The sequence below is a fragment of the Streptomyces spirodelae genome (assembly GCF_017676385.1).
Lineage (GTDB): Bacteria > Actinomycetota > Actinomycetes > Streptomycetales > Streptomycetaceae > Streptomyces > Streptomyces spirodelae.
Genome location: NZ_JAFFZN010000024.1, coordinates 49,372 through 76,310, shown reverse-complemented (window position 1 = coordinate 76,310; position 26,939 = coordinate 49,372). Strand labels below are relative to the sequence as shown.

General features: G+C 71.6%; 23 protein-coding genes. 8 read left to right on the top strand and 15 right to left on the bottom strand.

Annotated features, from left to right (window positions below; all coding sequences use genetic code 11):
• Positions 1 to 68 precede the first annotated feature (68 nt).
• Entirely contained in the window at positions 69 to 824 is a 756-nt protein-coding gene (locus JW592_RS23840) for an SDR family NAD(P)-dependent oxidoreductase (protein ID WP_209267309.1), read from the top strand.
• A 19-nt stretch (positions 825 to 843) separates the two neighbouring features.
• Here the strand turns inward: JW592_RS23840 and JW592_RS23835 are convergent, their stop codons facing one another.
• The 5 genes from JW592_RS23835 to galT form a co-directional block, all read right to left on the bottom strand.
• Positions 844 to 1,275, bottom strand: a complete 432-nt coding sequence (locus JW592_RS23835; RefSeq protein WP_229376690.1) for a PPOX class F420-dependent oxidoreductase — start codon at positions 1,273 to 1,275, stop codon at positions 844 to 846.
• Positions 1,276 to 1,395: 120 nt separating this feature from the next.
• The gene (locus tag JW592_RS23830; RefSeq protein ID WP_209267257.1) at positions 1,396 to 2,322 is read right to left on the bottom strand and encodes a response regulator transcription factor; all 927 of its coding nucleotides are present in this window, start codon (positions 2,320 to 2,322) and stop codon (positions 1,396 to 1,398) included.
• A 322-nt stretch (positions 2,323 to 2,644) separates the two neighbouring features.
• Positions 2,645 to 3,802 (bottom strand): galactokinase, encoded by a 1,158-nt coding sequence (gene galK, locus JW592_RS23825; protein ID WP_209267256.1) that lies wholly within the window; start codon positions 3,800 to 3,802, stop codon positions 2,645 to 2,647.
• Positions 3,799 to 4,806, bottom strand: a complete 1,008-nt coding sequence (gene galE, locus JW592_RS23820) for a UDP-glucose 4-epimerase GalE (protein ID WP_209267255.1) — start codon at positions 4,804 to 4,806, stop codon at positions 3,799 to 3,801. Before galE ends, galK begins: the two co-directional genes overlap by 4 nt.
• A 64-nt stretch (positions 4,807 to 4,870) precedes the next feature.
• Positions 4,871 to 5,995: a galactose-1-phosphate uridylyltransferase gene (galT, locus tag JW592_RS23815; protein ID WP_209267254.1), complete on the bottom strand. Its 1,125-nt coding sequence runs from the start codon at positions 5,993 to 5,995 to the stop codon at positions 4,871 to 4,873.
• A 210-nt stretch (positions 5,996 to 6,205) separates the two neighbouring features.
• Here galT and JW592_RS23810 point away from each other — a divergent pair, with 210 nt between their 5' ends.
• Complete coding sequence (locus tag JW592_RS23810; protein WP_209267253.1) at positions 6,206 to 7,876, top strand: sodium:solute symporter family protein; 1,671 nt, start codon at positions 6,206 to 6,208, stop codon at positions 7,874 to 7,876.
• A 40-nt stretch (positions 7,877 to 7,916) separates the two neighbouring features.
• The gene (locus JW592_RS23805; protein ID WP_209267252.1) at positions 7,917 to 8,240 is read left to right on the top strand and encodes a hypothetical protein; all 324 of its coding nucleotides are present in this window, start codon (positions 7,917 to 7,919) and stop codon (positions 8,238 to 8,240) included.
• Between the two features lie 113 nt (positions 8,241 to 8,353).
• Here the strand turns inward: JW592_RS23805 and JW592_RS23800 are convergent, their stop codons facing one another.
• The 7 genes from JW592_RS23800 to JW592_RS23770 all read right to left on the bottom strand — a co-directional run bounded on the left by JW592_RS23800 (position 8,354) and on the right by JW592_RS23770 (position 19,558).
• Positions 8,354 to 9,028 (bottom strand): helix-turn-helix transcriptional regulator, encoded by a 675-nt coding sequence (locus tag JW592_RS23800; RefSeq protein WP_209267251.1) that lies wholly within the window; start codon positions 9,026 to 9,028, stop codon positions 8,354 to 8,356.
• A gap of 223 nt (positions 9,029 to 9,251) precedes the next feature.
• On the bottom strand, positions 9,252 to 11,057 hold the full coding sequence (locus JW592_RS23795; protein WP_209267250.1) for an outer membrane protein assembly factor BamB family protein: 1,806 nt from the start codon (positions 11,055 to 11,057) through the stop codon (positions 9,252 to 9,254).
• 160 nt (positions 11,058 to 11,217) lie between these two features.
• The gene (locus JW592_RS23790) at positions 11,218 to 12,564 is read right to left on the bottom strand and encodes an outer membrane protein assembly factor BamB family protein (RefSeq protein ID WP_209267249.1); all 1,347 of its coding nucleotides are present in this window, start codon (positions 12,562 to 12,564) and stop codon (positions 11,218 to 11,220) included.
• A gap of 320 nt (positions 12,565 to 12,884) precedes the next feature.
• Positions 12,885 to 14,756 carry an ABC-F family ATP-binding cassette domain-containing protein gene (locus JW592_RS23785; protein WP_209267248.1) on the bottom strand — a complete coding sequence of 624 codons (1,872 nt, stop codon included), beginning with the start codon at positions 14,754 to 14,756 and terminating at the stop codon, positions 12,885 to 12,887.
• 55 nt (positions 14,757 to 14,811) lie between these two features.
• Positions 14,812 to 15,672: an EamA family transporter gene (locus JW592_RS23780; protein ID WP_209267247.1), complete on the bottom strand. Its 861-nt coding sequence runs from the start codon at positions 15,670 to 15,672 to the stop codon at positions 14,812 to 14,814.
• 151 nt (positions 15,673 to 15,823) lie between these two features.
• Positions 15,824 to 17,464: a penicillin-binding transpeptidase domain-containing protein gene (locus JW592_RS23775; protein WP_209267246.1), complete on the bottom strand. Its 1,641-nt coding sequence runs from the start codon at positions 17,462 to 17,464 to the stop codon at positions 15,824 to 15,826.
• Between the two features lie 297 nt (positions 17,465 to 17,761).
• Complete coding sequence (locus tag JW592_RS23770; protein ID WP_209267245.1) at positions 17,762 to 19,558, bottom strand: dolichyl-phosphate-mannose--protein mannosyltransferase; 1,797 nt, start codon at positions 19,556 to 19,558, stop codon at positions 17,762 to 17,764.
• 104 nt (positions 19,559 to 19,662) lie between these two features.
• On the opposite strand from JW592_RS23770, the gene rsmI reads away from it, so the two are divergent.
• From rsmI to JW592_RS23745, 5 genes are all read left to right on the top strand, one after another.
• Entirely contained in the window at positions 19,663 to 20,517 is an 855-nt protein-coding gene (rsmI, locus tag JW592_RS23765; protein WP_209267244.1) for a 16S rRNA (cytidine(1402)-2'-O)-methyltransferase, read from the top strand.
• A 210-nt stretch (positions 20,518 to 20,727) separates the two neighbouring features.
• The gene (locus JW592_RS23760) at positions 20,728 to 21,027 is read left to right on the top strand and encodes a hypothetical protein (protein WP_209267243.1); all 300 of its coding nucleotides are present in this window, start codon (positions 20,728 to 20,730) and stop codon (positions 21,025 to 21,027) included.
• Positions 21,028 to 21,128: 101 nt separating this feature from the next.
• Positions 21,129 to 22,028, top strand: coding sequence for a TatD family hydrolase (locus JW592_RS23755; RefSeq protein WP_209267242.1), 900 nt, complete (start codon positions 21,129 to 21,131; stop codon positions 22,026 to 22,028).
• 53 nt (positions 22,029 to 22,081) lie between these two features.
• Positions 22,082 to 23,029: a 16S rRNA (adenine(1518)-N(6)/adenine(1519)-N(6))-dimethyltransferase RsmA gene (rsmA, locus tag JW592_RS23750; protein WP_209267241.1), complete on the top strand. Its 948-nt coding sequence runs from the start codon at positions 22,082 to 22,084 to the stop codon at positions 23,027 to 23,029.
• On the top strand, positions 23,026 to 23,961 hold the full coding sequence (locus JW592_RS23745) for a 4-(cytidine 5'-diphospho)-2-C-methyl-D-erythritol kinase (protein WP_209267240.1): 936 nt from the start codon (positions 23,026 to 23,028) through the stop codon (positions 23,959 to 23,961). The genes rsmA and JW592_RS23745 overlap by 4 nt, the downstream gene beginning before the upstream one ends.
• 103 nt (positions 23,962 to 24,064) lie before the next feature.
• Here the strand turns inward: JW592_RS23745 and JW592_RS23740 are convergent, their stop codons facing one another.
• From JW592_RS23740 to cbiQ, 3 genes are all read right to left on the bottom strand, one after another.
• On the bottom strand, positions 24,065 to 25,279 hold the full coding sequence (locus JW592_RS23740) for a serine hydrolase domain-containing protein (RefSeq protein ID WP_307805518.1): 1,215 nt from the start codon (positions 25,277 to 25,279) through the stop codon (positions 24,065 to 24,067).
• A 115-nt stretch (positions 25,280 to 25,394) separates the two neighbouring features.
• Positions 25,395 to 26,186, bottom strand: a complete 792-nt coding sequence (locus tag JW592_RS23735) for an energy-coupling factor ABC transporter ATP-binding protein (protein ID WP_209267239.1) — start codon at positions 26,184 to 26,186, stop codon at positions 25,395 to 25,397.
• Positions 26,174 to 26,938 carry a cobalt ECF transporter T component CbiQ gene (cbiQ, locus tag JW592_RS23730; RefSeq protein ID WP_209267238.1) on the bottom strand — a complete coding sequence of 255 codons (765 nt, stop codon included), beginning with the start codon at positions 26,936 to 26,938 and terminating at the stop codon, positions 26,174 to 26,176. Before cbiQ ends, JW592_RS23735 begins: the two co-directional genes overlap by 13 nt.
• Between the last annotated feature and the right edge of the window lies 1 nt (position 26,939).

The following is a 26,939-nucleotide window of genomic DNA, read 5'->3' as shown; positions in this document are numbered from 1 at the left end:
GGCAACCCACCCGGCCGAAGCGCCCTACCCTCCGTGCCCGCCCGGGCCGTACGATCACGCGCATGGCCATGGGCGCGCGGTTCGAGGGACGGACGGTCATCATCACCGGAGGCGCATCCGGTATCGGTGCCGCGACGGCGCACCGGCTGGCAGACGAGGGGGCGGCCGTCGTCATCCTCGACACGGCGGAGGCCGGGGCGCACCGCACCGCGCGGGAGATCACGGCCTCGGGCGGCCGGGCGGCGTTCGTGCTGGGCGACGTCACGGACGAACCGGCCTGGACGCGTGCCGTGCAGACGGCGCGTGAGGGGTTCGGCCCCGTCGACGGGCTGGTCTGCAACGCGGCGCTGGTGCGCGGCGGCGCGGCCGACGAGATCTCCGTCACCGACTGGGAGGCCCAGCTCGGCACCAATCTGACCGGGGCCTTCCTGGGGGTGCGGGCCTGCGTCGGCGATCTGCGCGAGCGGTGCGGTGCGGTGGTGCTGACCTCCTCCGTGCAGGCCCTGGTCGGACTGCCCGGACGGCCCGCCTACGCCGCGAGCAAGGCGGGCCTGACCGGGCTCGGCAGGCAGCTCGCCGCGGACTTCGGCCCCCGGGTGCGGGTCAACTCCGTGCTGCCGGGCCCCATCATGACGCCTGCCTGGGACGGGATCGGCGCCGAGGAGCGGCGGCAGGCGGCCGGTGAGACGGTGATCGGCCGCCATGGCCGCCCCGACGAGGTCGCAGCCGCCATCGCCTTCCTGCTCTCGCCGGACGCCTCCTATGTGACGGGCGCCGACCTGGTGGTGGACGGAGGCTGGAGCGTCTACAAGAACTCGGTGTGAGCGGGCCCGGCTTGCCCCCTCAGTCGGCGAGCTCCGCGTAGGCGACCGCTCGTTCGATACGGGCCCGCACCAGATACTCGCCGGGAACGGCGTTGCGCTCCCCGAACTCCGCGGCGCGGTCCGCTCCCATGTAGCGGCCGCCGATCCGGGTGGCCCACTCGCGCATCAGCTCCAGATCGTCCGCGAACTCCTCGACGACGCACTCCAGCATCACAAAGCTGAAAGGCGGCTCCTGGTCGTCCACGCACAGGGCGAAGCGGGGCTCGCGGCGCAGCGCGTGGTACTTCAGCGAACTGCCACCCGTGTTGAAGACCAGTCGGCCCTCCCCGTCCAGCAGAAACCACACGGGGGTCACATGGGGGCGGCCGTCCTTGCGGTTGGTCGCCAGCTTGCCGGTGCGGGTGCCCGTCAGGACGAAGTCCCGCCACTGGGCTTCGGTCATCTGCTGCATTGCCACATCTCCACGGTCGTCGGGCTCGGCGATGCGATCAGAAGTGATCGGACCGCAGAGCCTAGAGCGAGGAGCCGACGACCGGCCCGGCACCACGCAGGATGCAGGCGCGTCAGCCGGTCAGCGCGCTGCTGCCGGTTCCAGTTCCGCCGGGCCGACTCCGGCGCGCCGGGCCAGCGCGACGGCCTGAAGCGTGGAGTGGACGCCCAGCTTGCCCAGGACGTTCTGCATATGGGTCCGTACCGTGTGCGGCGACAGATACAGCCGCTCGGCGACGGCCTTGCGGCCCAGCCCCGCCACCATGCACCGCAGGACCTCCCGCTCGCGCGGCGTCAGGGACTCCACCAGGCGTTCGCTCTCGGTGCGGTGCTTGCGGCTGGCGGTCAACTCCTTGAGTACGCCGGTGAGAAGGGCGGGCGGCAGATGTGTCTCGTCCTTGAGGACGCCGCGGATCACCTGGAGGAGCCGGGAGAGGGAACAGTCCTTGGCGACCCAGCCGCCCGCGCCGGCCTGCAGCGCGGCCGCGGCGTGCCGGGGGTCGTCCCGTTCGGCCAGGACGACGGTGCGTACCGCCGGATAGTCGGCGCGGACCCGGGCCACCAGCGGTAATCCGCCGGTGGCGGGCGGGGAGGCGGGCGTTTCAGGCGCCGGGGCGCCCGCCGCGGCGCTGCTCACCGCCGCCGGGTCGTCCTGCGCCGTGCCCAGCGCTCTGCCGTGTGCGTGCCTCTCGCCGTTGGTGCGGGGCGCGCCCTGGTGGGGCGCCGGAGCCTGCGCGGGCACCGGAGCCTGCGCGGGCACCGGTGCCGGACCGGCCACCGGGGGCTGGCCCGGCTGCGCTGCCCCGTTCAGCGGTGCGCCCAGGTCCGCGTCGACGAGCAGGACGTCGAACCGGCGGCCCTCGGCCGCGCCGCGCTCCAGATGACGCAGCGCTGCCGCACCGCTGCCCGCCGCGCCAACTTCGACATCCTGTTCGGCCGCGAGCGCGGCGGCCAAGGACTCGGCGAAAATGCGGTGGTCGTCGACCACCAGCACACGAATACGTTGCATGCCACCCCCTGGCAGTGCGGGCACGGCGCCCATGCGCGGGAAAGCGCGCCATCGACACGGCCGCCGCCGTGTTCGCTGTCTACCCCGCCCCTGGGCGTCGTACCCGGCTGTCTCGCCCCCTGATCAGCACCGGCCCCCACCGGCGCTGTACAAGATTCAGGGTACGGCCGGGCTGTGACAACGGAAGGCAATTAACAAAAATCGTTCTACTCGTGACCCTGTGGGGGCGCGTCAGGGCGTGCCAGGGCGCGTCAGGAGCGCACCTGCGCGGTGGAGCACACCCGCCCGGCACGAGCCGGCCCCCGCCGCCCGTGCACCAGCCTCACAGCCGGCGCGCGCCCGCGCTCGGCACCGCCTCGAACACCTGCGGCACCAGATGACCCGCGGCCTCGAAAGCCGAGGTCACCGCCTCGATGATCTTCTCGGTCCCGGTCTCCTCGGCCAGCACGACCGCCGAGCCGCCGAAGCCCCCGCCGGTCATCCGGGCGCCGAGCGCTCCCGCGGCCAGCGCCGACTCGACCACCAGGTCCAGCTCCTCGCAGGAGACGCGGAAGTCGTCGCGCAGCGAGAGATGTCCCGCCGTCAGCACCGGGCCCACAGCGCGGGTCTCACCGGCGTCCAGCAGCGCGATCGTCTCCTCGACCCGCCGGTTCTCCGTGACGATGTGCCGCACACAGCCGCGCACCCCCGGGTCGTCCAGCCTGGCGTCCAGGCGTGCGAGGGCGGTGCCGAGCTCCTCGTACGCCACATCGCGCAGCGCCGGGACGCCGAGCGCCGTCGCACCCGCCTCGCACGCCCGGCGGCGTTCCGCGTAGGCGCCGTCGGCCAGGGTGTGCTTGACGCGGGTGTCCACGACGAGCATGCGCAGCCCCTCGGCGGCCAGGTCGAAGGGGACCTGGCGCCGGCTCAGGTCGCGGGTGTCCAGGTGCAGCACATGGCCCTCGGTGCAGCACGCCGAGGCCATCTGGTCCATGATTCCGCAGGGCATGCCGACGAAGTCGTTCTCCGCCCGCTGGCACAGCCGTGCCAGCTCCGCCCTGCACAGCCCCAGCCCGTACAGCTCGCTCAACGCGAAGCCGGTGACGACCTCGAGAGCGGCCGACGAGGACAGCCCGGCGCCGGTGGGCACGGTGCTGGTGATCTGCACATCAGCGCCGTTGACCGGCAGCCCCGCTGCACGCATCGCCCACACGACGCCCGCCGGGTACGCGGCCCAGCCGCCGTCAGCGCCCGGCGTCAGCTCGTCGAGCCTCAGCTGGTAGGCGGCGCCCGGCACATCGGCCGAGTGCAGCCGCAGCACGCCGTCGTCGCGCCGCGCCACGGCCGCGTGCACGGTGTGCGGGAGGGCCAGCGGCATCACGAAGCCGTCGTTGTAGTCCGTGTGCTCACCGATGAGGTTGACCCGGCCGGGCGCCGCCCAGGTGCCCTCCGGCTCGGCGCCGTAGACCTCGCGGAAGCCCTCGCGCGCTCCCTGGCTCACGCGGTGCCCTCCGGTGTCCGCTCCTGGGCGGCTGCCGCGGCCCGCTGAGCGAACCGCCAGGCGTCGGCCACGATCTCCTCCAGTCCGCTGCGCTCGGGCCGCCAGCCCAGTTCTGTGCGCGCCCGGTCGGCCGAGGCCACCAGGACGGCCGGATCGCCGCCCCGGCGCGGGGCGACCTGCTCGGGCACGTCGTGCCCGGTGACCTTGCGGACGGTCTCGACGACCTCACGTACGGAGAAGCCGTTGCCGTTGCCGAGGTTGCAGATCAGGTGCTCACCCGGGGCGGTGTGGTCCAGCGCGAGCAGGTGCGCCTCGGCCAGGTCGGCGACGTGGATGTAGTCGCGCACACAGGTGCCGTCGGGTGTGGGGTAGTCGTCGCCGTAGACCGAGATCGCCTCGCGCCGCCCCTGCGCGACCTGGAGGACCAGCGGGATCAGATGCGACTCGGGGTCGTGACGCTCGCCGTAGGCGGCGCCGTCGGCGGTGAAGTAGGCGCCCGCGACGTTGAAGTAGCGCAGTGAGGCGGCGGCCAGGCCGTGTGCCCGGCACTCGCCTCCGATCATGTGGTCGACGGCCAGCTTGGAGGCGCCGTACGGACTGGTGGGCGCGGCGGGGTCGGTCTCGGTGATGGGGGTGCGCTCGGGCTCGCCGTAGACGGCGGCCGTGGAGGAGAAGACCAGCCTGCGTACGCCCGCCTCACGCATCGCGGCCAGCAGCTCGACGGTGCCGCCGACGTTGTTGCGCCAGTACTTCTCGGGCTGCTCGACGGACTCGCCCACCTTGGAGTGCGCGGCGAAGTGGAGCACGCCGTCGTACGAGGCGTCCAGTACGCGTGCGGCGTCCTGGATGCGGCCGCTGACGAACTCGGCGCCGGACGGCACACCCTGCGCGAAGCCGGTGTCGAGGTCGTCGAGGACCGTGACGGTGTGCCCCGCCTCCAGCAGACGTGCCGCCACCACACTGCCCACATATCCGGCCCCGCCGGTCACCAGGTACTTGGCCATTGCCCCATCTTTCCGTTCGCTTCTTCACCGACGGCGCCCACGAAACCACCCGTTGCTGTGTGTTTCATGAAGCCACCTCGCGCAGGCGCCGCGCCGCGGCCTCCGGTGGTACGTCGTTGATGAACACGTTCATGCCGGACTCGGAACCGGCGAGAAACTTCAGCTTGCCGGGAGCCCGTCGGATGGTGAAGAGCTCCAGATGCAGCGCGAACTCCTCGCGGGGCGCCAGGTGCGGGCCGCGGCCGTCGCCGTCGCAGTCGCCGAACGGTGCCTGGTGCCAGGCGGCGATATAGGGAGCGCGGGCCTCCTGCTCGCCGAAGATGCGGTCGAAGCGGCGCAGCAGCTCCAGGTAGATCCCGGGGAACTCGGCGCGCGCCTCCTCGCCCAGTCCCAGCAGGTCGGGCACCCGGGACCTGGGGTACAGGTGCACCTCGTACGGCCAGTGCGCGGCGTAGGGGACGAAGGCCGTCCAGTGCTCGCCTTCGATGACGACCCGCTCCCCCGCGGCACGTTCCGCAGCGACGAGGTCGTCGAAGAGGTTGCCGCCGGTCTGTGCGCCGTGCTCGGCCAGTGAGCGCAGCATGCGGGCCGTGCGCGGGGTGGTGAACGGATAGCCGTAGATCTGGCCGTGCGGGTGGGAGAGGGTCACCCCGATCTCCTCGCCGCGGTTCTCGAAGCAGTACACCTGCTCGACACCGGGCGTCCGGGACAGCTCGGCCGTGCGGTCCGCCCATACGTCCAGGACGAGACGGGCCTGCTCCTCGTCGAGGTCGGCGAAGGAGGCGTGGTGGTCGGAGGTGAAGCTGACCACCTCGCAGCGGCCGGCGCCCGGCGCGTGCCGGAAGAGCCCGGCGGCGTCCTCGTTCTCCTCCTTGCCGGGCGCCCCGCGGAAGGAGGGGAAGCGGTTCTCGAAGACGGCGACGTCGTAGTCGGCCTCCGGGATCTCGCTCATCCGCCCCTCGCGGGACGGGCAGAGGGGACACTCGTCGGCCGGCGGGTGGTAGGTGCGCGCGTTGCGGTGCGCGGTGACACCGACCCACTCGTCCAGCAGCGGGTCGTGCCGGATCTCGGAGTGCGCCTCCATACCGGGCATCGGCCGCCGGTCGGCAGCGGTACGGACGGTGTCGTCGCTCAGGTCGTAGTAAACGATCTCGCGGCCGTCCGCCAGACGGCCTGAGGTCTTCTTCACCGGGTGGCTCCTCGTTCCTGGACCTCAAACATAATCACACACAAGGAACCAGGAGCCAACAGAAGAGCCGAGACGGCTCCGGCTCCGGGCTGCACGGAGCGCTCGTTAATCATCACAATCAAACAAATTCCTGCAACAAGACCTTTCAAAAGTTGAAACACCGGCGGTACGTTCGCGTCCGTTCCGATCGCGCGATGAAGCGAGTGACCCATGTTGCACCTGGCCGAAGGGCTACGGCTCCCCACCAACGGACTCGACTACACACTTCTCGGCATCTACTTCGCCGTGGTACTCGGGATCGGCTTCGCCGCCCGGCGCAGTGTGAAGACCAGCCTCGACTTCTTTCTCTCCGGCCGGTCGCTCCCCGCCTGGATCACCGGTCTCGCCTTCGTGGCCGCCAACCTCGGCGCCACCGAGATCCTCGGCATGGCCGCCAACGGTGCCCAGTACGGCGTCTACACCGTGCACTGGTACTGGATCGGCGCCATCCCCGCCATGGTCTTCCTCGGCCTGGTGATGATGCCGTTCTACTACGGCTCCAAGGTCCGCTCGGTGCCCGAGTTCCTGCTGCACCGCTTCGGGCCCTCCTCCCACCTGCTCAGCTCGATCATCTTCGCGGTCTCCTCCGTGCTGATCGCGGGCGTCAACCTCTACGCGCTCGCCCTGGTGCTCAAGGCGCTGCTGGGCTGGGAGCTGTGGATATCCGTCGTGGTCGCGGGCTTCTTCGTGCTCGCGTACATCACCCTCGGCGGCCTCTCCTCGGCCATCTACACCGAGGTGCTGCAGTTCTTCGTCATCCTCGCCGCGCTGATCCCGCTCACCGTCGTGGGCCTCAAGCGCGTCGGCGGCTGGGGCGGCATCACCGACACCCTCTCCGGTGAGAAGGGCGGCGCCTTCATGACCGCCTGGGACGGCACCGGCATCGGCTCCGCCAACCCGCTGGGCGCCAACTGGCTGACCATCGTGCTGGGCCTCGGCTTCGTGATGAGCTTCGGCTACTGGACGACCAACTTCGCCGAGGTGCAGCGCGCGCTCTCCGCCAAGAACCTCTCAGCGGCGCGGCGCACCCCGCTGATCGCGGCCTTCCCGAAGATCTTCATCCCGGCGGTCGTCGTCATCCCCGGTCTGATCGCGCTGGTGATGGAGCCGACACTGGGCAAGACCGAGAAGGGCCTGCAGTACAACGACGCCATCCCGGTACTGATGCGCGACCTGCTGCCCAACGGCGTGCTCGGCATCGCGGTCACCGGTCTGCTGGCGGCGTTCATGGCCGGTATGGCGGCGAACATCTCCTCCTTCAACACCGTCTTCACCAACGACATCTACGCGGCGTACCTGAAGAAGGACCGTCCCGACGAGCACTATGTGGCCACGGCCCGCTGGGTCACCGTCGCCGGCGTGCTGATCGGGATGGGGACGGCGTTCATCGCCTCCGAGTTCAGCAACATCATGAACTACCTCCAGACGCTGTTCTCCTTCTTCAACGTGCCGCTGTTCGTCGTCTTCATCATCGGCATGTTCTGGAAGAAGACCACGCCGGCGGCCGGGTTCTGGGGCCTGCTGACGGGCACAGTCGGCGCGATGGTGAACTACTTCTGGCTCTACAAGCAGGGCGTCATCGACATCCCCACCGACCAGGGCGCCAACTTCGTCTCATCGATCGTGGCCTTCGCCGTGGGTGCCGTGGTGATGGTGGCCGTCACCCTGTTCACCAAGCCCAAGCCGGCCGAGGAACTCGCGGGGCTCGTCTACGGAACCCGCTCGCCCGGCGAACCCGAGCCGCTGGGCGAGGGCGACGACGCGTGGTACCGCAAGCCCGCGCTGCTGGGCTGGGGCGCGCTGATCCTCGCCGCCGTCTGCTACGTCCCCTTCTCCTTCTGAGCCCCGACGCGGAGGACACTGAAGCTCCATGAGTAGCCCCATGAGTCATGACAGCACCCCCTCGAAGCCGGCCGCTCAGCAGGTGGCCAAGGACGTGGAGGAACTGGAGCGGCGGTCGCAGACCGCGGCCCGGCTCTTCGACGTACGCCGCATCATCGGCGGCCTGTTCGTGGTGTACGGCGTGATCGTCACCCTCGCCGGGGTCTTCGCCTCGGAGGAGGACCTGAGGAAGGCGCAGGACATCAACATCAATCTGTGGACGGGCATCGCCATGCTGATACTTGGCGTGGCCTTCCTCGTATGGCTGAGGCTGAGCCCGACGGTGCCGCCGCCCGCGGTGCGGGACGGCGACGCCGCCGAGTAGGGGCTGCCCCTTTGTGCCGTCGCCGGTCTGCGGGCGCGTTCTGGCTGTGGGGGTACCTCCCGGCCGGAGGCTGGGGGAGCAGTTCCCCGCGCCCCTTGCAGGGCGCCCCCTCCTTACGGGGCGCCCCCACCCGCGCGGTCCAATAAGCCGGTGCGGGCGGCCAGCGCTGCGGCTTCCAGGCGGGAGCCGACGCCCAGTTTCATCAGGACCCGTTGCACATGGGTGCGGGCCGTCGAGGGGGCGATCCCCATGCCCGCGGCGATCAGCCGGGTGTCCTCGCCCTCGGCGACCCGTACCAGCACCTCCACCTCCCGCGGCGTGAGCATCTGCAGCAGCCGGGCGCCCTCGTCGTCCGGCTCCGCTGCCGGGTTGAGCAGTTCGGCGAAGGACTGCGTCAATAACTGCGGTGCCACGGCGGCCTCTCCGGCCCTGGCCTTGACCATGGCACGCTCCACGCCCTCGATCCGCTCGTCGTGCCGCACATAGCCGGACGCCCCCGCCGCGAAGGCGGAGGCGATCCCCCGCGGGCTCGGCACCGGACCGAGCACCACCACCGCGATCTGCGGCTTCTCTCTTTTGATCCGCACCACCGGGTCGAAGACCCCCGGTTCGGCCGGCGTCGCCGTGCCCAGCAGACACACCTCCGGCGCCCTGCTGATCACCAGCTCGGCGGCGCCGCCGCTGGGCGCGGCCGCCGCCAGCACGCGGTGTCCGCGCAGCTTCAGCGCCGAGGCAAGAGCCTCGGCGAGCAGGCGGTGGTCGTCGACCACCATGAGCCGCACGCTCATCAAGCTCGCTCCCCCCACACACTCCCGTTGGCCCCGCACCCCCCGGCGCAGCCCCTCTCTTGTTCTCCGGGAAGCTACACGCTCACTCGCCGTTCCGCGCCCCTTACGGGCTGAAATCCCCAAGGGAGGGCTTGAACCGATCCTGCCCGAGCAGCACCGGCCCGGCACGGAAGAACCGTGCCGGGCCGGTGCTGCTGTGGCCTCAGGAAGGGCTACTCAAGGGCTACTCACCGCTCGGCGCGAAACCGACCGCCAGCCGGGGCTCCTCGTCCCGGAGGCTGGAGCGGTTCTCGGAGAGGGTGTTCTCCAGCAGGAAGAACCTGTTGTGCTCGAAGATCAGCGGGGTGTCCAGCGAACCGGGGGAGACGGAGAACGCCTGCTCGCCCTCGTCGAAGTCGGAGGCCGGCATCTTCAGCAAAGTGGTCTGCTTGCCCTTCTTCGGCTCGATGGTGACGATCTCGCCACCGTGCCCGATGCTGGGCGTCTTGTACGCCACCACGTTGGAGCCCTGCATCTTGAACGGGACGATCTCGCGGCTGTCGCCCGAACTCGACTTCCACTTGGTGCGGCCCGTGTTGAAGTCGAAGGCCATCACCTCGTTGATCCGGGACAGGCTGTCGGAGCCCCCGTCGTGCTCGGTGGTCGCCAGGTAGACCGAATCGGGGCCGACGGCGATGCTGTAGCAGCTGTTGACCTCCACCCGGCAGGGCCTCTCGTAGCGGTCGCCCAGCGAGATCTTCGCCTTGAGCTTCTTGTCCTCGCCGACGGTCAGCACATCGCTGGTCAGCTCGTCACCCGCGCCGGCCACCAGCACCAGCGGCTCGGTGGAGGCGATACGGACGTTGCGCACGCCCTTGGGCGGGTCGTACTTCCACTCGGACTTGCCGGAGTCGGGGTTCAGACGCTGCACGGAAACCTGCGGGTTCCTGATGCTGCTGCCGCACTCCACCACGGCGAACAGCTTCTTGCCGCCCGCGTAGCCGACGTCACGGCACTCGCTCGGCTTGGCCTTCCACAGCTCCTTCTTTGTGGAGATCTTGTAGCCGACGGAGCCACCGATCCACGCGGCCGCGACGGTGTCGCCGCTGATGGCGACGCTGTCCACGGACCGGGTGTCCGCGTTGGGCATGGTCTTGTCCCAGGCGATCTTCTTGGCGTCCAGGTCCACGATCACCATGCGGGTGCAGTCGGCGCTGTTGGAGATGGTCTCCTGTACGACGACGGCGACCTTGTGGTCCTCCGTCATCCCGTTGGAGGCCGCGCAGACATTGCCCTTGAGCGAGATCTTGGTCTCACTGCCGGACTTGAACTCCTTGATGATCATTTCCCGGACCGAGGACTTGGCGAACACCTTGTCGGTGGCCCAGCCGCCTCCGACGTCGGTGTAGTCCTTGACCTCCGGCGCCTTCAGGTCCACGATCTGCTTCGCCTGCGGGTCCTTCGGCGGCGTGTTCGGGTCCTTCTGCTGGGAGTTCTTCTTGTCGTCGCCCTTGGACTCGTTCTTCTTGCCGCCGTCGTCCTTCGTCACGAAGAAGACGACACCGACGGCTATCACCGCGACGGCCACCACACCGGCGACCACGGCAATGATCTTGGAGTTGTTCCTGCCACCGCCTCCGCCACCGGGCGCCCCGGCAGCGGTGTTGGCGTACGGGTAACCGGCCGGCGGCTGCTGCCCGTAGCCGCCCGGCGGCGGACCGGGAGGGCCGGGAGGACCAGGGGGCTGCCCGGGCGGGCCCGGCGGCGGGGGTGTCACAGCGCCGAAGGCGGCCTGCGTGGGCGCCGCGTGGGCGTTCTGCTGCGGATAGCCGTAGCCGGAGGGTGCCGCGGGCGTGGGAGGCTCCGACGGCGTTCCGGCCGGGCCCTGGGGAGGCTGCGGGGGCTGCTGGGGGTAGCCGTACGACTGGTCGGAGCCGGGCTGCTGCGGGTAGCCGTAGGACGGCTGCCCCTGCTGATCACGCGGCGGTTCCTGCGGTGCGCCGAAGCCTCCGGGTGGCGGCTGGCTAGGCGGCGGAGGCGGCTGCGACATGAAAATCCCTCGTTACGGGCAGACCGGCGCCGGACCTTCAACCCCCGTAGGGCAAACCCCCGTAGGGCCGAGCGAATCGGACATGTGGTCTACCAATGGCAGACTTCAGAGCGGAAGTTCTTTCTACCATCGGACACCGAGGACCCGGATCGCGGTTCCGTCACCGTCCGGTACCGAACCCCATGGCCATCGGCGCGCTCTCCTTCTCCGACAGCTCGTCCTTCCCGTACAGCAGGCTCCGCTGGAGGAAGAGCCGGCCGCCCTCGTACAGCGCCGGTGCGCTGGTGCTCATGGTCGGTACGCGGAAGCGGCCCTGCTGCTCCGCGGTCTTGTCCGGCAGCCGCAGCAGCCCGCGCTGCTTGCCGTCGTCCGCCGAGACGCTGACGACCTGGCCGCCCTTCTCCAGGGTCGGAGTCACATAGGCGATCGCCTTGTCGCCCTCGGTCCCGATGGGGTAGACCGTGCGGTCGTCGCCTGAGCTGGACTTCCACTTCGGCTCGCCGCTGTGGAACCCGAAGCCCATCACCTCGTTGGTCCGGGCCAGGCCGTCGCCCTTGCCGCTGTGCTCCTTGGTCGAGACGAAGACCGTCTTGTCGGTCGCCACGACGTTGAAGCACGACTCGCTGCCCATGTTGCCGATCCCGCAGCCCGGTTCGTAGCGCTTGCCCAGGCTGAAGGTTGCGGCGACGGAGCCCTTGTCGTCGATCGTCATGACCTCCGACTCGACCTCGTCACCGGTTCCCACCACCAACACGATCGGCTCCGTGTCCACCACCCGTACCGAGCGTCCGTCGTCCACGCCCCGGGGCAGTTTGACGTCCCAGGTGGAGTGACCGGTCTTCGGGTCGAGCTGATTGACGGTCAGTGTGCTGCCGCACTCCAGGACCGCCAGCAGCCGGGCGCCGCCTCCGTAGCGGGTGTGCTCGCAGGTCTCGCCCGTCTCCTTGCTCTTCCACAGCGGGTCGCCGCCCTCGATCGGGTAGGCGGCGAAACCGCCGATCCAGGAGAGGGCGACGGTGTCCTGTGCAACCGTCAGGTTGAGGTCCCCGCCGCCGAAGATGGTGTCTCCGAACGGGACCGGCTTCTCCCAGAGCTTCTCGCCGGTGTCCACGTCGAAGACCGCGACGCTGTTGCAGCCGTGGCCGCCCTTCTCGAAGCCGACCGCCGTGAGGTGGTCGTCGGTCATGTGCGGCGACGCGGCGCACACCGGGCCGCCCAGCGGTACCCGCCAGGCCCGCTTGCCGTCCATGTGATAGCCCTCGACGGCGTTGATCGTGGACTTGGCGTAGATCTTCTCGGTGGCCCAGCCCCCGTCCGCGCCCTTGGCGTCCTTGACGTGGGTGTTGGGCTGCTCCAGCGTGAACAGCTGCTTGGCGGTGCTGCCGCCGGCGACCGCGCCGCCGTCGGCCTGGCCGCCCCCGCCTCCGCCCCCGTCGTCACCGGTGAACATCCATATGCCGCCCGCGATGAGCACCACGGCGACCACAGCCGCGATGGCGGCGAGCACCTTGGTGTTGGCACCGCCGGGCCCGGACGGCGGACCGGAGGGAGGGTGCGGCCCGTACGGACCCTGCGTGCCCGGGGGAGACGGCGGGACCGGCGGCGCCGAAGGGTGGGCGCCGTACTGCGGCGGGCCGACGCCGCCACCGGGCGGCGGCTGGGCCGGCGGCGGCCCGGGGGGCGAGGAGGGGGGCTGCGCCGGCGGGTGAGGCGGATTCCAGCCACCGTGCGGAGGCTGACCAGGCGGCGGAGGCGGTGGCTGTGTCATCGCGGGTCCTCAGAACGGAGCAGGGCGTTTCTTTCTACCACCGGCCCCGTGTGCGATTGTCATGCACCCTCACTGTCCGCCAGTTCAAGCCAGCGCAGCTCCAACTCCTCGCGCTTCTCCCGGGTCTCGCGCAGCTCGGCGTCCAGCCCCGCGACCCGCTCGAAGTCCGTGGCGTGCTCGGCCATCTCGGCGTGCAGTGCCGCCTCGCGCTGCTCGGCCTTCTCCACCTGGCGCTCGATCCGCTGCATCTCCTTCTGCGCCGCGCGCGAGAGCCCCGCCGGCTTGGCGTTGGCCTTGGCGGACTCGGCCGGTGGGGTGGCCGCGCTGCCGCCCGGCGCGGCGGCGGGGGCCGCCGCCGCGGCCCTGGCCTCGATCCGGGCCCGGCGCTCCAGGTACTCGTCGATACCGCGCGGCAGCATCCGCAGCGTCGCGTCGCCCAGCAGCGCGAAGACGCGGTCCGTGGTGCGCTCGATGAAGTACCGGTCGTGCGAGATGACCACCAGGGACCCCGCCCAGCCGTCCAACAGGTCCTCCAGCTGGGTCAGGGTCTCGATGTCCAGGTCGTTGGTGGGCTCGTCCAGGAAGAGGACATTGGGCTCGTCCATCAGCAGCCGCAGGATCTGCAGACGCCGCCGCTCGCCGCCGGAGAGGTCGCCGACCGGCGTCCACTGCTTCTCCTTGACGAACCCGAACCGCTCGCACAGCTGCGAGGCCGTCATCTCGCGGCCCTTGCCCAGATCGATCCGGGAGCGTACGGCCTCGACCGCCTCCAGGACCCGCAGCGCCGGGTCCAGCTCGGCGACCTCCTGGGAGAGGTACGCCAGCTTCACCGTCTTGCCGACCTTGATCCGGCCCTCGGTCACCAGCGGGGAGGTCTGCTCGCCGCCGGTGCGCGCGGTGTCGGCCAGGGCTCGCAGCAGGGAGGTCTTGCCCGCGCCGTTGACCCCGACCAGGCCGATCCGGTCACCGGGGCCGAGCTGCCAGGTCAGATGCTTGAGCAGCATCTTGGGGCCGGCCTGCACGGTCACGTCCTCCAGGTCGAAGACGGTCTTGCCCAGCCGCGAGTTGGCGAACCGCATCAGCTCCTGGCTGTCGCGCGGCGGCGGCTCGCCCTCGATCAGCGCGTTCGCCGCCTCGATCCTGAAGCGGGGCTTGCTGGTACGGGCCGGGGCACCGCGCCGCAGCCAGGCCAGCTCCTTGCGCATCAGATTCTGCCGCTTGCTCTCCTCCTGCGCGGCGATGCGCTCCCGCTCCGCGCGGGCGAAGACGTAGTCGGAGTAGCCGCCTTCGTACTCGTGCAGAGCGCCGCGCTGCACATCCCACATCCGGGTGGCGACCTGGTCGAGGAACCAGCGGTCGTGCGTGACGCACACCAGCGCGGAGCGCCGGGAGCGCAGATGGCCTGCCAGCCAGGAGATGCCCTCCACGTCGAGGTGGTTGGTGGGCTCGTCCAGCACGATCAGGTCCTGCTCGGCGATCAGCAGCTTGGCGAGCGCGATACGGCGGCGCTCACCGCCGGAGAGCGGCCCGATCACGGTGTCCAGCCCCTGGGGGAAGCCGGGCAGGTCCAGGCCGCCGAAGAGTCCGGTGAGCACATCGCGGACGCGTGCCACGCCCGCCCACTCGTGGTCGGCCATGTCGCCGACCACCTCGTGCCGGACGGTCGCCTCCGGGTCGAGGGAGTCGTGCTGGGTCAGTACGCCCAGCCGCAGGCCGCCCGCGTGCGTGACCCGGCCCGCGTCGGGCTCCTCCTCGCGGGCCAGCACCTTGATGAGGGTGGTCTTGCCGTCTCCGTTGCGGCCCACGACGCCGATCTTGTCGCCCTCGCTGACACCCAGCGAGAGGGCGTCGAGGATGGTGCGGGTGCCGTGCACCTTGTCGACGGCTTCGAGGTTGACGAGGTTCACCGGGGTACCGCGGTTGCCAGCCATCTCACTCCTGTTGGGGACCAGCCCCCAAGGGTAGCCCCCGCCGCGAATCCGCCGTTCAGGTGCCGTGCAGCATCAGCGCTATGCCGCCCACCATCAGGACGCTCGCCGCGGTACGGGGCCAGCCGAAGCGCTCCTTGAAGAAGAGCGCGCCTATCGCGGCCCCCGCGATGATCGAGGACTCCCGCAGCGCGGCCACCGGGGCCAGCGGCGCCCTGGTCTGCGCCCACAGCACCAGCCCGTAGGCCAGCACGGACAGCGCGCCGCCCAGCAGCCCGCGCAGCGCGATCGGGCGCAGCTGCCCGGCCAGCCGACGGCGTCGGGTGGCGAGCGCCCAGGCGGGGATGGCCAGCCCCTCCAGGATCATCAGCCAGGCGATGTAGCCGAGCGCGGTGCCGGAGGCCCGTACGCCCACGCCGTCCACGACGGTGTACGAGGCGATGGCGAGCCCCGTGCACACCGCTGCGGCCAGGGCCGGCCACTGCGCCCCCGCGGCCGTGCTCCGTGCGGACCGCAGCCCCCACAGAGCGACCCCGACCAGCCCCACCGAGGCCATCAGCACCCCGGCGAGCTGCCAGGGGCCGGGCATCTCATGGACGAAGACGGCGGCAAGCACGGTCACCACCAGCGGCGCCGTGCCCCGCGCGATGGGGTACATCTGCCCGAACTCGCCCATCCGGAAGGAGCGCATCAGCAGCGCCTGGTAGACGACGTGCAGCAGGGCCGAGAAGAGGAGCGGCGGCCAGGCCCCGGCGGCGGGCAGCGGCGCGAAGCAGGCGAGCACGCCGCCGCACAGCGTTCCGCCGCCGCCGACCAGGGTGAAGGCGAGCAGCTGGTCGCGGATGCCGTGCGCCAGCGCGTTCCAGGTGGCATGGGTGAGCGCCGCGGCGAGCACCGCGGCGACGACCAACGGCGTCACCGGGCACCGCCGGACGCTGCACATGCACCGCCGGACGCTGCGCGGGCACCGCCGGACGCTGCACGGAGGCGGGGTTGTCGCGTCATGCGTGAAGACGCTATCGCCCGTTACAGCGGCCGCCGCCGCGGGGGATCAACAGCCGGGCACCGGGTCAGCCCGCGGCGTCCAGGACCTTGCGGACGACAGGGCCGGCGTTCTCGTTGCCGTGTCCGGAGGCCGGCACCACGGCCGCGGCTGCGACGTCACCGGAGTAGGCGGTGAACCAGGCGTTCGGCTTCTTCTGCCCGTCGACCTCGGCCGAGCCGGTCTTGGCCCCGAAGTCCCCGCTCAGCCCGGACATCGGCTTGGCCGCCGTGCCGCCGGTCGCGGTGACCTTCATCAGGGACTTGAGGTCCTTGTGGACACCGGGCTTGAGGGAACGCGGGGCCTTGGCGAGGGTCCGCTTGTCCAGCGAAGGGGAGACCAGGTACGGCTGCTTGAAGCTGCCGTGCTGCACGGTGGCCGAGACCGACGCCATGTTGAGCGGGTTCATCCGCACGCCGCCCTGGCCCATGAGGGAGGCCGCCATCTGGGCGCCGGACTGCACCGGGACCCGGCCGTCGAACGTGGCGGTGCCGGTCTTCCAGTTGAGGCCGATGCCGAAGACGTCGCGGGCCTCCTTGGTGAGGTCGTCGTTCTCCAGCTTGGGCGCCTGGCTGATGAAGGCGGTGTTGCAGGAGCGGGCGAAGCTCTGCGCGAAGGTGCCGTGCTTGATCTCGAACTTGTCGTCGTTCTGGAACTTCCAGCCGCCGTACTTGAAGTACTTGGGGCAGGGATGTGCCTTGCCCGGGGAGGCGAGGCCCTTGTCGAGCAGCATGGCGCTGCTGACGACCTTCATCGTGGAGCCGGGGGCCAGCGAGCCCTGGAGGGCGCTGTTGAAGCCCTTGGCGGGCGAGTTGGCGATGGCCAGGATCTCGCCCGTGCTGGGTTTGACGGCGACGACGGAGGCTTTCGGCTTGCCGCTGACTGCGGCCTCGGCCGCGCGCTGCGCCTTGGCGTCGATGGTCGTCTGCAGCTTGCCCGGGGTGGGCTTGGACAGCTGCCGCAGCACGTCCTTGGTCTTGCCCTTGGCGTCGACGATGCGGGTCTGCACGCCCGGGGAGCCGTCGGTCTTGTCGCCGTAGCGCTTGCCGAGGTCGCTGATCACATTGGCGAGCGCCGGGTGGTCCTTGGCGGTGAGCGGCGAGCCGTCGCGGTCGACAGCGGTGACGGGCGGGGTGCCCGACTCGTCGGTCCTGATGGTCCGGCCGTCCTTGAGCTCGGGGTGCAGCACGGACGGCTTCCAGTCGACGACCGGCTCGCCGGTGCCGGAGGCGCGGACGATCTCCAGCGCGGAGTCGTAGTTCCAGGCGGAGCGCTTCTTGCCGTAGGCGATCTGCGCGGTGACGTCGAAGGGCACCTTCTCGCCGTCCGCCGCCTTGGGGCTGACGGTGACCTTGGCGATGTGGGCCTTGCTGCGGAAGGTGGCCAGGGCCTTGGCGGCCGCGGCGGAGTCGTCGGTCAGCGCGGCGGCCTTCTTGGCGTCGCCCTGGGACCAGGCGCCCAGGAACTCCTTCGCGGCGGTGCGCACCTCGCGGGCGCTGAGCGGGCCCTGCTTGACCTTGTCCGGCGCCTTGCCCTCGTCCTTGGCCGTGACGGTGCCCTTGCCCTCCTCACCGTCGCTGCCGACCAGGGCGTAGACGCCGACGCCGGTGAGCCCGACGACAGCGGCGGCGACCCCGCCGATCACGGCCATCTTCTGTGTGTCGCGCATCCGAGTTCTGCCCCTCCACCCCGCCTTGGCCCTGTGCGGCCGAAGTCCTGACGCGAGGCACCCTAGAGCACGTCCATGACAGAACGTGTCCCGGTATGCCCGTTTGGACCTGTCTTTCGGGGATCTGGTTTCCAGGTTTCACCGGTTCCGGGAATCCGGTCCGGAGAGCGGAACCACCGCACCGCGGCGGCCGCGGCCCGGTGGCCTCTGGGGCAGACGAGCAGCGCGGGGCGATCGGTTCCAGATCACGGCTTTGTGTCCGAATCGCGATCTTCGGGTCATCCGAACGTTGTGCCGTCAGATCCACGAATCCAGCCACATCCGGTGCCGCCACTCGCTCAGCGGGATGGTCTGCCCGGTGTAGATCGGCCAGAAGTAGATGAAGTTCCAGACGATCAGCAGCCCGACGACGCCCACCGCGACCACTCCCAAGGTGCGGCGTCTGTCGTCCGCGCCCGGTGGCCCGGCCAGCGCTCCGGCCGCCATCGCCAGGCCCAGGCACAGGAAGGGCAGGAACACCACGGCGTAGAAGAGGAAGATGGTGCGCTCCTGGTAGAGGAGCCAGGGCAGATAGCCCGCCGCGACGCCGCACAGGATGGCACCCGCACGCCAGTCGCGGCGGAAGAACCAGCGGTAGAGGACGTAGGCCAGCGCCACGCACGCGGCCCACCACAGCAACGGGGTGCCCAGCGCGAGGACTTCACGGGCGCAGCCCTCGGCCTTGTCGGTGCAGCCGTCGGTGCCCGCCTTGGGCGACTCGTAGAAGTAGGAGACGGGACGGCCCAGGACCAGCCAGCTCCACGGGTTGGACTGGTAGGTGTGGTGCGAGGTGAGGTTGACGTGGAAGTCGTAGACCTCGCTCTCGTAGTGCCACAGGCTGCGCAGCGGCCCCGGCAGCCAGCCCCAGGGCCCGGCGGCGCCCTGCTTGTCCGCCCAGTCGCGGAAGTAGCCCCCCGAGGTGGCGAACCAGCCCGTCCAGGAGGCGACGTAGGTGACCACCGCGACCACCGGCAGCGAGACGAAGGCGGGCAGCGCGTCCTTGCGGAGCATCGCCGGCAGGGGCCGCGAGGCGCCGGCGGTGCGGCGCGCGCCCATGTCCCACAGGACCGTCAGCAGCCCGAAGGCGGCCAGCACGTACAGCCCGTTCCACTTGGTGGCGCAGGCCAGTCCCAGGCACACCCCGGCCGCCAGCCGCCACGGCCGCAGTCCCAGGCCGGCCCGGTCCCCCACGAAGGCGTCCGGCAGCGGCACACCGGTGCCGGGCCCCTCATCGGTGCCACCGCGCGGCAGCCGCGCCGCGAGCCCGGCCCGGCTCTTGTCCCGGTCGACGAGCAGACAGCCGAAGGCCGCCAGCACCCAGAACATCACCACCAGGTCCAGCAGCGCGGCGCGGCTCATCACGAAGTGCAGCCCGTCCACCGCCATCAGGGCGCCCGCCAGGCACCCCAGCGCCGTCGAGCGGAACAGCCTGCGCCCGATGCGGCACAGCATCAGCACCGAGAGGGTGCCCAGCAGCGCCACCATGAACCGCCAGCCGAACGGGTCCAGCCCGAAGACGGCCTCGCCCAGCCCGATGATCCACTTGCCGACCGGCGGGTGGACGACGTACGAGCCCTCCGGCGAGAGGGGGATGTGCTGCGGATCGCCCAGGATCTTGTCGTTGGCGTTGTCCGGCCAGGTTCCCTCGTACCCGAGGTGGATGAGCGACCAGGCGTCCTTGGCGTAGTACGTCTCGTCGAATATGACGGCGTGCGGGGAGCCCAGGTGCCAGAACCGCAGCGCCCCGGCGACCAGCGCCACCAGCAGCGGCCCGCCCCAGGCCGCCCAGCGCGCCAGCCGCACGGAGACCTCGGGCGCCAGTCCGAAGACGGCGCCCAGCCGCGGGTCGGGTTCGGGGAACGGCGGGGTGAGCCGTTCGCGGACACCGGCGCGGGGCCGTGCCGTATAGCCGAAGCGCCGCAGCCGCGCCTGCCACCTGGGCGGCAGCGCAGGATCGCCGGCACCCTCGGCGCTGCCCTCGGTGCCAGGGCTGCCGGGCACGCCCTGCCTGCGGTCGGCGTCCCCCACGGTGTCACTGGTCGTCACGCGGGCCATCGTAGGGATCGGGAGGGCGGCGCGCGCGGCCGCCGTCGCCGCCGCCGCACGGTTGGCGGGGTGAGGCCGCGCGGCGCGCGCCGGGGCACTGCGAGGATGGGCGGGTGACTGGAACGCTCGTACTCGCCGGAACGCCCATCGGTGACCCCTCGGACGCACCGCCGCGGCTCGCGGCCGAACTGGAAGCCGCCGATGTCGTCGCCGCCGAGGACACCCGGCGGCTGCGCAAGCTGTCCCAGGCACTGGGGGTGGTCCCGGCCGGGCGGATCGTCTCCTACTTCGAGGGCAACGAGGCGGCGCGTACGCCCGAGCTCGCCGAGGCGCTGGCCCGGGGCGCGCGGGTGGTACTGGTGACGGACGCGGGCATGCCCTCGGTCTCCGACCCGGGCTACCGGCTGGTCGCCGCGGCCGTGGAGCGCGGGGTGCGGGTCACCGCCGTACCCGGGCCCTCGGCTGTGCTGACCGCGCTGGCGGTCTCCGGGCTGCCGGTGGACCGGTTCTGCTTCGAGGGGTTCCTGCCCCGCAAACAGGGCGAGCGACTCAGCAGGCTGCGGGAGGCCGCCGAGGAGCGGCGCACCCTGGTGTATTTCGAGTCGCCGCACCGGCTGGAGGCGACCCTCGCCGCCATGGCCGAGGTCTTCGGCGCCGAGCGCGAGGCCGCCGTGTGCCGGGAGCTGACCAAGACCTACGAGCAGGTGCGGCGCGGGCCGCTGGGCGAGCTGGCCCGGTGGGCCGCCGAGGGGGTGCGCGGCGAGATCACCGTCGTCGTACGGGGCGCCGAAGCGCCCGCCTCGGGCCGTGCCGACGCGGCGGAGCTGGCGCGCCGGGTGGCGGAGCGCGAGAAGGCGGGCCAGCAGCGCAAGGAGGCCATCGCGGAAGTGGCCCGCGAGGCGGGAGTGCCGAAGCGTGAGGTCTTCGACGCGGTGGTCGCAGCCAAGAACAACGGGGGCGGCCGGTGAGGGGCAGGGCACCGGCAGCGGGTGAGGCCCGGCACACAGGTAAAGGACTTGCCGGATAACGCAAAGGGAAGCCCCATGGACGCCCTTTACCTTGACGCTTGGGCCAAATTTCACCAAACGGAGGGAAAGCCCTGCCGAGATTCCTTCCGGTGCGTTGATATGAGGAGTGCACTGGCAGTGGGCGTGAACCGCCCCCAGGAAGGAGCTGCCATGAAGCACGAGAGCGGCAACGGCAAGTCCGCGGCGAACTCCGCCATATCCACGCAGGACACGGTGCGTGAGGCGTACTCGTTCGCCTGCATGAAGTGCGGCCACGGATGGGAGCAGGAGTACGAGATCCGGCACTTGGAATACACCGACGGCAGGCCATTGGTCGTGTATTACACGGACGGTGAGCGCGTTCCCTCACCGCTCACGAAACCCACGTGCCGCTTTTGCGACGGGCATGTCGTCCGCATCATGCGTTCGGGACGCGTCTCCACAGCAGAAGCCGCGCTTCCGCACCACTGATATCCGCTGAAGGCTCCCCGCCGAGATCCCCGGGCACTCCCCGCTGCTGTGCCGGTCGCCTCCCCCGAAGAGGCGCGACGCCGCGCTTTATCATCGCCGGTATGTCCACCTCCGCGACCCCGCACAACGCAGCGAACACAGCGGCGAAGAACGCCGCCAAGGCTCGGGCGGCCCAGGCGCCTCCGCCGCCGCCCGAGCCACTCGCCTTCCCGGTCGCGGACTCCCACACCCACCTCGACATGCAGGAGTCAGCGGTCGCCGACGCGCTCACCGCTGCCGCCGCCGTGGGAGTGACCACGGTCATCCAGGTCGGCTGCGATCTGGAGCGCTCCCGGTGGGCCGCCGAGACGGCCGCCACCTGGAAGAACGTATGGGCCGCCGTCGCCCTGCACCCCAACGAGGCGCCCCGGCTCGGCGCCGAGGGCGGCGACGGCGGCGAGAAGGCGCTGGACGAGGCGCTCGCGGGCATCGAGAAGCTCGCCATGCTCCCCCAGGTGCTCGCCGTCGGTGAGACCGGCCTGGACTACTTCCGTACCGGCCCTGAGGGCGTCGCCGCGCAGCAGCGGTCCTTCCGCGCCCACATCGAGCTGGCCAAGCGGCTGGACAAGGCCCTGGTCATCCACGACCGCGACGCACACGACGACGTGCTGCGCATCCTCCAGGAGGAGGGCGCCCCCGAGCGCACCGTCTTCCACTGCTACTCGGGCGACGCCGAGATGGCGAAGCTGTGCGCCGAGAAGGGCTACTTCATGTCCTTTGCCGGGAACATCACCTTCAAGAACGCGCAGCCGCTGCGCGAAGCGCTCGCCGTGGCGCCGCCTGAGCTGCTGCTGGTGGAGACGGACGCGCCGTTCCTCACCCCGGCGCCCTACCGCGGGCGCCCCAACGCGCCCTATCTGATCCCGCTCACGCTGCGTGCCATGGCCGAGGTCAAGGGCATGGAGGAGGAGCGCCTGGCCCGCCACGTGGCCGCGAACACCGCACGGGCCTTCGGCTACTGACCGCCGCCCGGGCGGCGGTCCGCGGGGTCCGGGCGCGGCCGTAAACTGGGGCGGTGAGCGCTGCCCCTTCCGACCCGTCCACCGCCTCCGACACCTTCGGCAGCGGCGTGCTGCTCGGCCCCGCTGAGGTGCGGGAGCTGGCGGAAGCGCTGGGGGTGCGGCCCACCAAGCAGCGCGGCCAGAACTTCGTCATCGACCCGAACACGGTGCGCCGGATCGTGCGCACGGCCGAGGTCCGCGACGACGATGTCGTCCTGGAGGTCGGCCCCGGACTCGGCTCGCTGACCCTGGCGCTGCTGGAGACGGCAGCGCACGTCACCGCCGTCGAGGTGGACGACGTGCTGGCGGCCGCCCTGCCCGCGACCGTACGGGCGCGGCTGCCCGAGCGCGCCGCACGCTTCCGCCTGGTGCACGAGGACGCCCTGCGCGTCACCGAACTGCCCGGGCCCGCACCGACCACGCTGGTCGCCAACCTCCCCTACAACGTGGCCGTCCCGGTGCTGCTGCACCTGCTGGCACGGTTCCCGAGCATCGAGCGGACGCTGGTGATGGTGCAGTCCGAGGTCGCCGACCGGCTGGCCGCGCCACCGGGTTCCAAGGTGTACGGCGTGCCGTCGGCGAAGGCCGCCTGGTACTGCGAGGTCAAGCGCGCCGGAGCCATCGGGCGCAACGTCTTCTGGCCCGCGCCCAATGTCGACTCAGGGCTGGTCTCGCTGGTGCGCCGCCCACACCCCCCGGCGACCGGCGCGAGCCGCGAGGAGGTGTTCGCCGTCGTGGACGCGGCGTTCGCCCAGCGCCGCAAGACACTGCGGGCCGCGCTCTCCGGATGGGCCGGCTCAGGGGCAGCGGCCGAGGAGGCGCTGCGCGCCGCCGGGGTCTCGCCGCAGGCACGCGGGGAGTCGCTGACCATCGCCGAGTTCGCCGCGATCGCGGAGCACGGCCCGCGCCGGGAGACCGCGCAGGGCAGCCCGAACTCAGACGTCGAGGAGCGCACCGAGTGAGCCAGCCAGCCGCCACCCCCACCGGCCCCGCGGGGACGGTCACCGTCCGGGTACCGGCCAAGGTCAATGTGCAGCTGTCGGTCGGCCCGCTGCGCCCCGACGGGTTCCACGACCTGGCCAACGTCTTCCTCGCCGTCGGCCTGTACGACTCGGTGAGCGCGACCCGTGCCGAAGCGCCGCTGCTGACCGTCTCCGGGCCGGACGCCGCACAGGTGCCGCAGGACCGCACCAACCTGGCGGCGCGCGCCGCCGAACTGCTGGCCCGCAGGAACGGGCTGGCCCCCGACGTCCACCTGCACATCGCCAAGGACATCCCCGTCGCCGGCGGCATGGCGGGCGGCAGCGCGGACGCCGCGGGGGCGCTGCTGGCCTGCGACCGGCTGTGGGGCCTGCACACGCCCCGCGAGGAGCTGCTCGCGCTCTGCGCCGAGCTGGGCTCCGATGTGCCGTTCAGCCTCGCGGGCGGCGCCGCGCTCGGTGAGGGCCGGGGCGAGGTGCTGACGCCGCTGGAGGTGGGCGGCGACTTCCACTGGGTGTTCGCCGTCGCCGAGGGCGGCCTCTCGACGCCGGACGTCTACCGCGAGTGCGACCGGCTGCGGGAAGCCGCCGAGGGCGGCGTACCCGAACCGGTGGCCCACGAGCCGCTGTTGGCCGCCCTGCGCGCGGGCGACACCCAGGCGCTGGCCCCCACGCTGCGGAACGACCTCCAGCCCGCCGCCCTCTCGCTGCGGCCCGCCCTCGCCGAGACCCTCGACACCGGCCTCGCCGCGGGCGCGTTGGCGGCGCTGGTCTCCGGCTCCGGCCCCACCTGCGCGTTCCTGGCCGCCGACGCGGACTCGGCGATCCGCGTCGCCCACGCCCTCACCGCCTCCGGCACCTGCCGCGCCGCTCGCGCGACGTCCGGCCCCGCGCCGGGCGCGACGGTGGTGTGACGGCGCGCACCCTCAGGGGCGTCCCGTCAGGGGAGCGGGGAACTGCGCGACCAGCCGACACGAACCAGCGGACCGTGTACGGCGGACAGGGGCAGCCTCCTGGTCAGCCCACAACGGAGCGCAAGGCGCGGATCACAGCCTGCGGACGCGGATCGCTGGTCACCGAACGGTGCAGGGTCCCGGTGACATAGCCGAAGGAGACCCCCGTCTCCGGATCGGCGAAGCCGAGGGAACCACCACGCCCCGGGTGCCCGAAGGACCCGGGGCCCAGCATCGGGCAGGCCGGGCCGTGCAGCATGTAGCCCAGACCGAAGCGGGTGCCCACGACCAGCACCCGGTCGGGCCCGTCCGACTCCAGGGAGCGGGCCTGGGTCAGTGTCGCGGGCGTGAACAGCCGCCGCGCCCCGCCGAGTGGGCCCAGCAGCGCCGCGTAGAACGCGGACAGCGCGCGGGCCGTGGCGATGCCGCCGGAGGCGGGCAGTTCGGCTGCGCGCCACTCCGGGGCGTTCTCGTCGGGCTTCGGCGCGATGACGTCGAAGGCGCGGCGGGTGAGCGAGGCCGGATCGGCGTACGCCTCGGTCACCGAGCGCTTGGGGCGGGTACGCAGCGCGCCCGGTTCCGGTGCGGGCGCCTCCTGTTCGGCGACCCTGGCCGCCCGGCCCTCGGCCGCCACCGCTTCAGGCAGCCCGATCCACAGATCGAGTCCAAGGGGAGCCGCCACCTCGTCGGCGAACCAGCGCCCCAGGGTGCGACCGCCGCTGGCACGCGCCACCAGTTCGCCCAGCAGCCAGCCGAAGGTGTGCGGGTGGTAGCCGTGCGCCGTGCCGGGCTCCCACGCGGGGGCCTGTGCCGCCAGGGCACGCACGGCCCGGCCCGGCTCCAGCGCCTCCTGGGGCGTGAGCGGAGCGTCGAGCGCCGGCAGCCCGGCGCGGTGCGCCAGCAGATGGCGGACCAGGACGCGCTCCTTGCCGGCCGCCTTGAACTGCGGCCAGTACGCGCCGACGGGCGCGTCCAGATCGAGTTGGCCGCGCTGGTGCAGCAGATGCGGGACGGCTGCCGCCAGACCCTTGGTGGCCGAGCGGACGACCACGGCGGTGTCCTCGCTCCACGGCGCCGCGTGCGGGTCGGCCGGGTCGGTGGTGCCGGCCCACAGGTCGACGACCTTGCGGCCTTCCCGGTGCACGGCCAGCGCGGCGCCCCGCTCGCCGCGCCGCTCGAAGTTGCGTATGAAGGCGTCCCGGACGGGCTCGTACCCGTCCGCCACCGTGCCGTGCACAGTCGGCTGTGTGCCGTGCGCTGTGTCAACGACCTCTGCCACGTTTCCTTCGCTCCTGTCGCCTTGAGGGCGCCTTTCGCCACGAGAGCGCGATTTTGTGACGCCGCGCCCCCATGGTCCTACGGGGCGGACGAAGCCGTGCGGCTGGGGCACCCCCTCAAGCGGCGGGCACCGTCACCGAGCGGGGGTCGAAGCCGAAGGGGAGTTCCAATCGGTGGGCCCGCATGAGCTCGGCGTCGGAAAGAAGGTCCTGCGTGTGGCCGTCCGCAACAAGGACACCGTCGCTGAGCACCACGGACCGCGGGCACAGCTCCAGCGCGTACGGCAGGTCGTGGGTGACCATCAGCACCGTCAGATCCAGCGACCGGATCAGATCGGCCAGCTCGCGGCGGGCTGCCGGGTCGAGATTGGAGGACGGCTCGTCCAGTACGAGGATCTCGGGGTGGCCGGCCAGCACGGTGGCGACCGCCACCCGGCGCCGCTGCCCGAAGGAGAGATGGTGCGGCGCCCGGTCGGCGTGCTCGGCCATCCCGACCCGCTCCAGCGCCTCCTGTACCCGCGCCTCCAACTCGGCGCCGCGCAGCCCCGCGGCGGCGGGTCCGAAGGCCACGTCCTCGCGGACCGTCGGCATGAACAGCTGGTCGTCCGGGTCCTGGAAGACGATGCCGACCCGGCGCCGGATCTCCGCCAGGTGCGGGCGCTCGGCCTTCAGCCCGGCGACGGTGACCGATCCGGCACCCGGCGCCAGGATGCCGTTCAGGTGCAGCACCAGCGTGGTCTTTCCCGCGCCGTTGGGCCCGAGCAGCGCGACCCGCTGGCCGCGCTGCACGGTCAGGTCGACGCCGAAGAGCGCCTGATGGCCGTCGGGGTAGGCGTAGGCCAGGCCCCGCACCTCCAGCGAGGGAACGTCGGGGGAAGGGGAAACAGCGGCGGAGGTCACAGGGTCCATCCCAACAGGCAGATTGCGAGGGCGGTCAGCGGGAGCGCTGCCGAACGGGCCCACTCGGCACGGGCGGCGGGCCCGGCGCCGAGTGCGGGGGGCATGGTGCCGGCGTACCCGCGGCTGAGCATCGCCAGGTGCACCCGCTCGCCGCGCTCGTAGGAGCGGATGAACAGCGATCCTGCCGACTTGGCCAGCACTCCCCAGTGGCGCGGCCCGCGCGCCTCGAAGCCGCGGGAGAGCCGCGCTGTGCGCATCCGGCGCATCTCCTCGCTGATGACGTCGGCGTAGCGCACCATGAAGGTGGCGATCTGGCACAGCAGCGGCGGCATCCGCAACCGCGCCAGCCCCAGCAGGAGTTCGTTCAGCCCCGTCGTCGAGGCGAGCAGCACCGAGGCGGCCACCCCGAGGGTGCCCTTGGCCAGTACGTTCCACGCACCCCACAGGCCCGGCTCGGACAGCGAAAGGCCCACCACGGTGATCCGCTCGCCCTCCGCGACGAACGGCAGCAGCACCGCGAACGCCACGAACGGCACCTCGATCGCCATCCGGGTCAGCAGATGGCGCGGCGGTACCCGGGAGACGGCCGCGACCGCGGCCAGCAGCACCGCGTAGGCGCCGAACGCCCATACGGCCTCGCGCGGTGTGGCAACGACCAGCACGACGAAGCAGAAGACGGCCGCCAGCTTGCAGTGCGCGGGCAGCGCGTGCACGGGCGAGTGGGCGTGCTTGTAGAGCTTGTGCGCGTGTCCGGCGCCCATC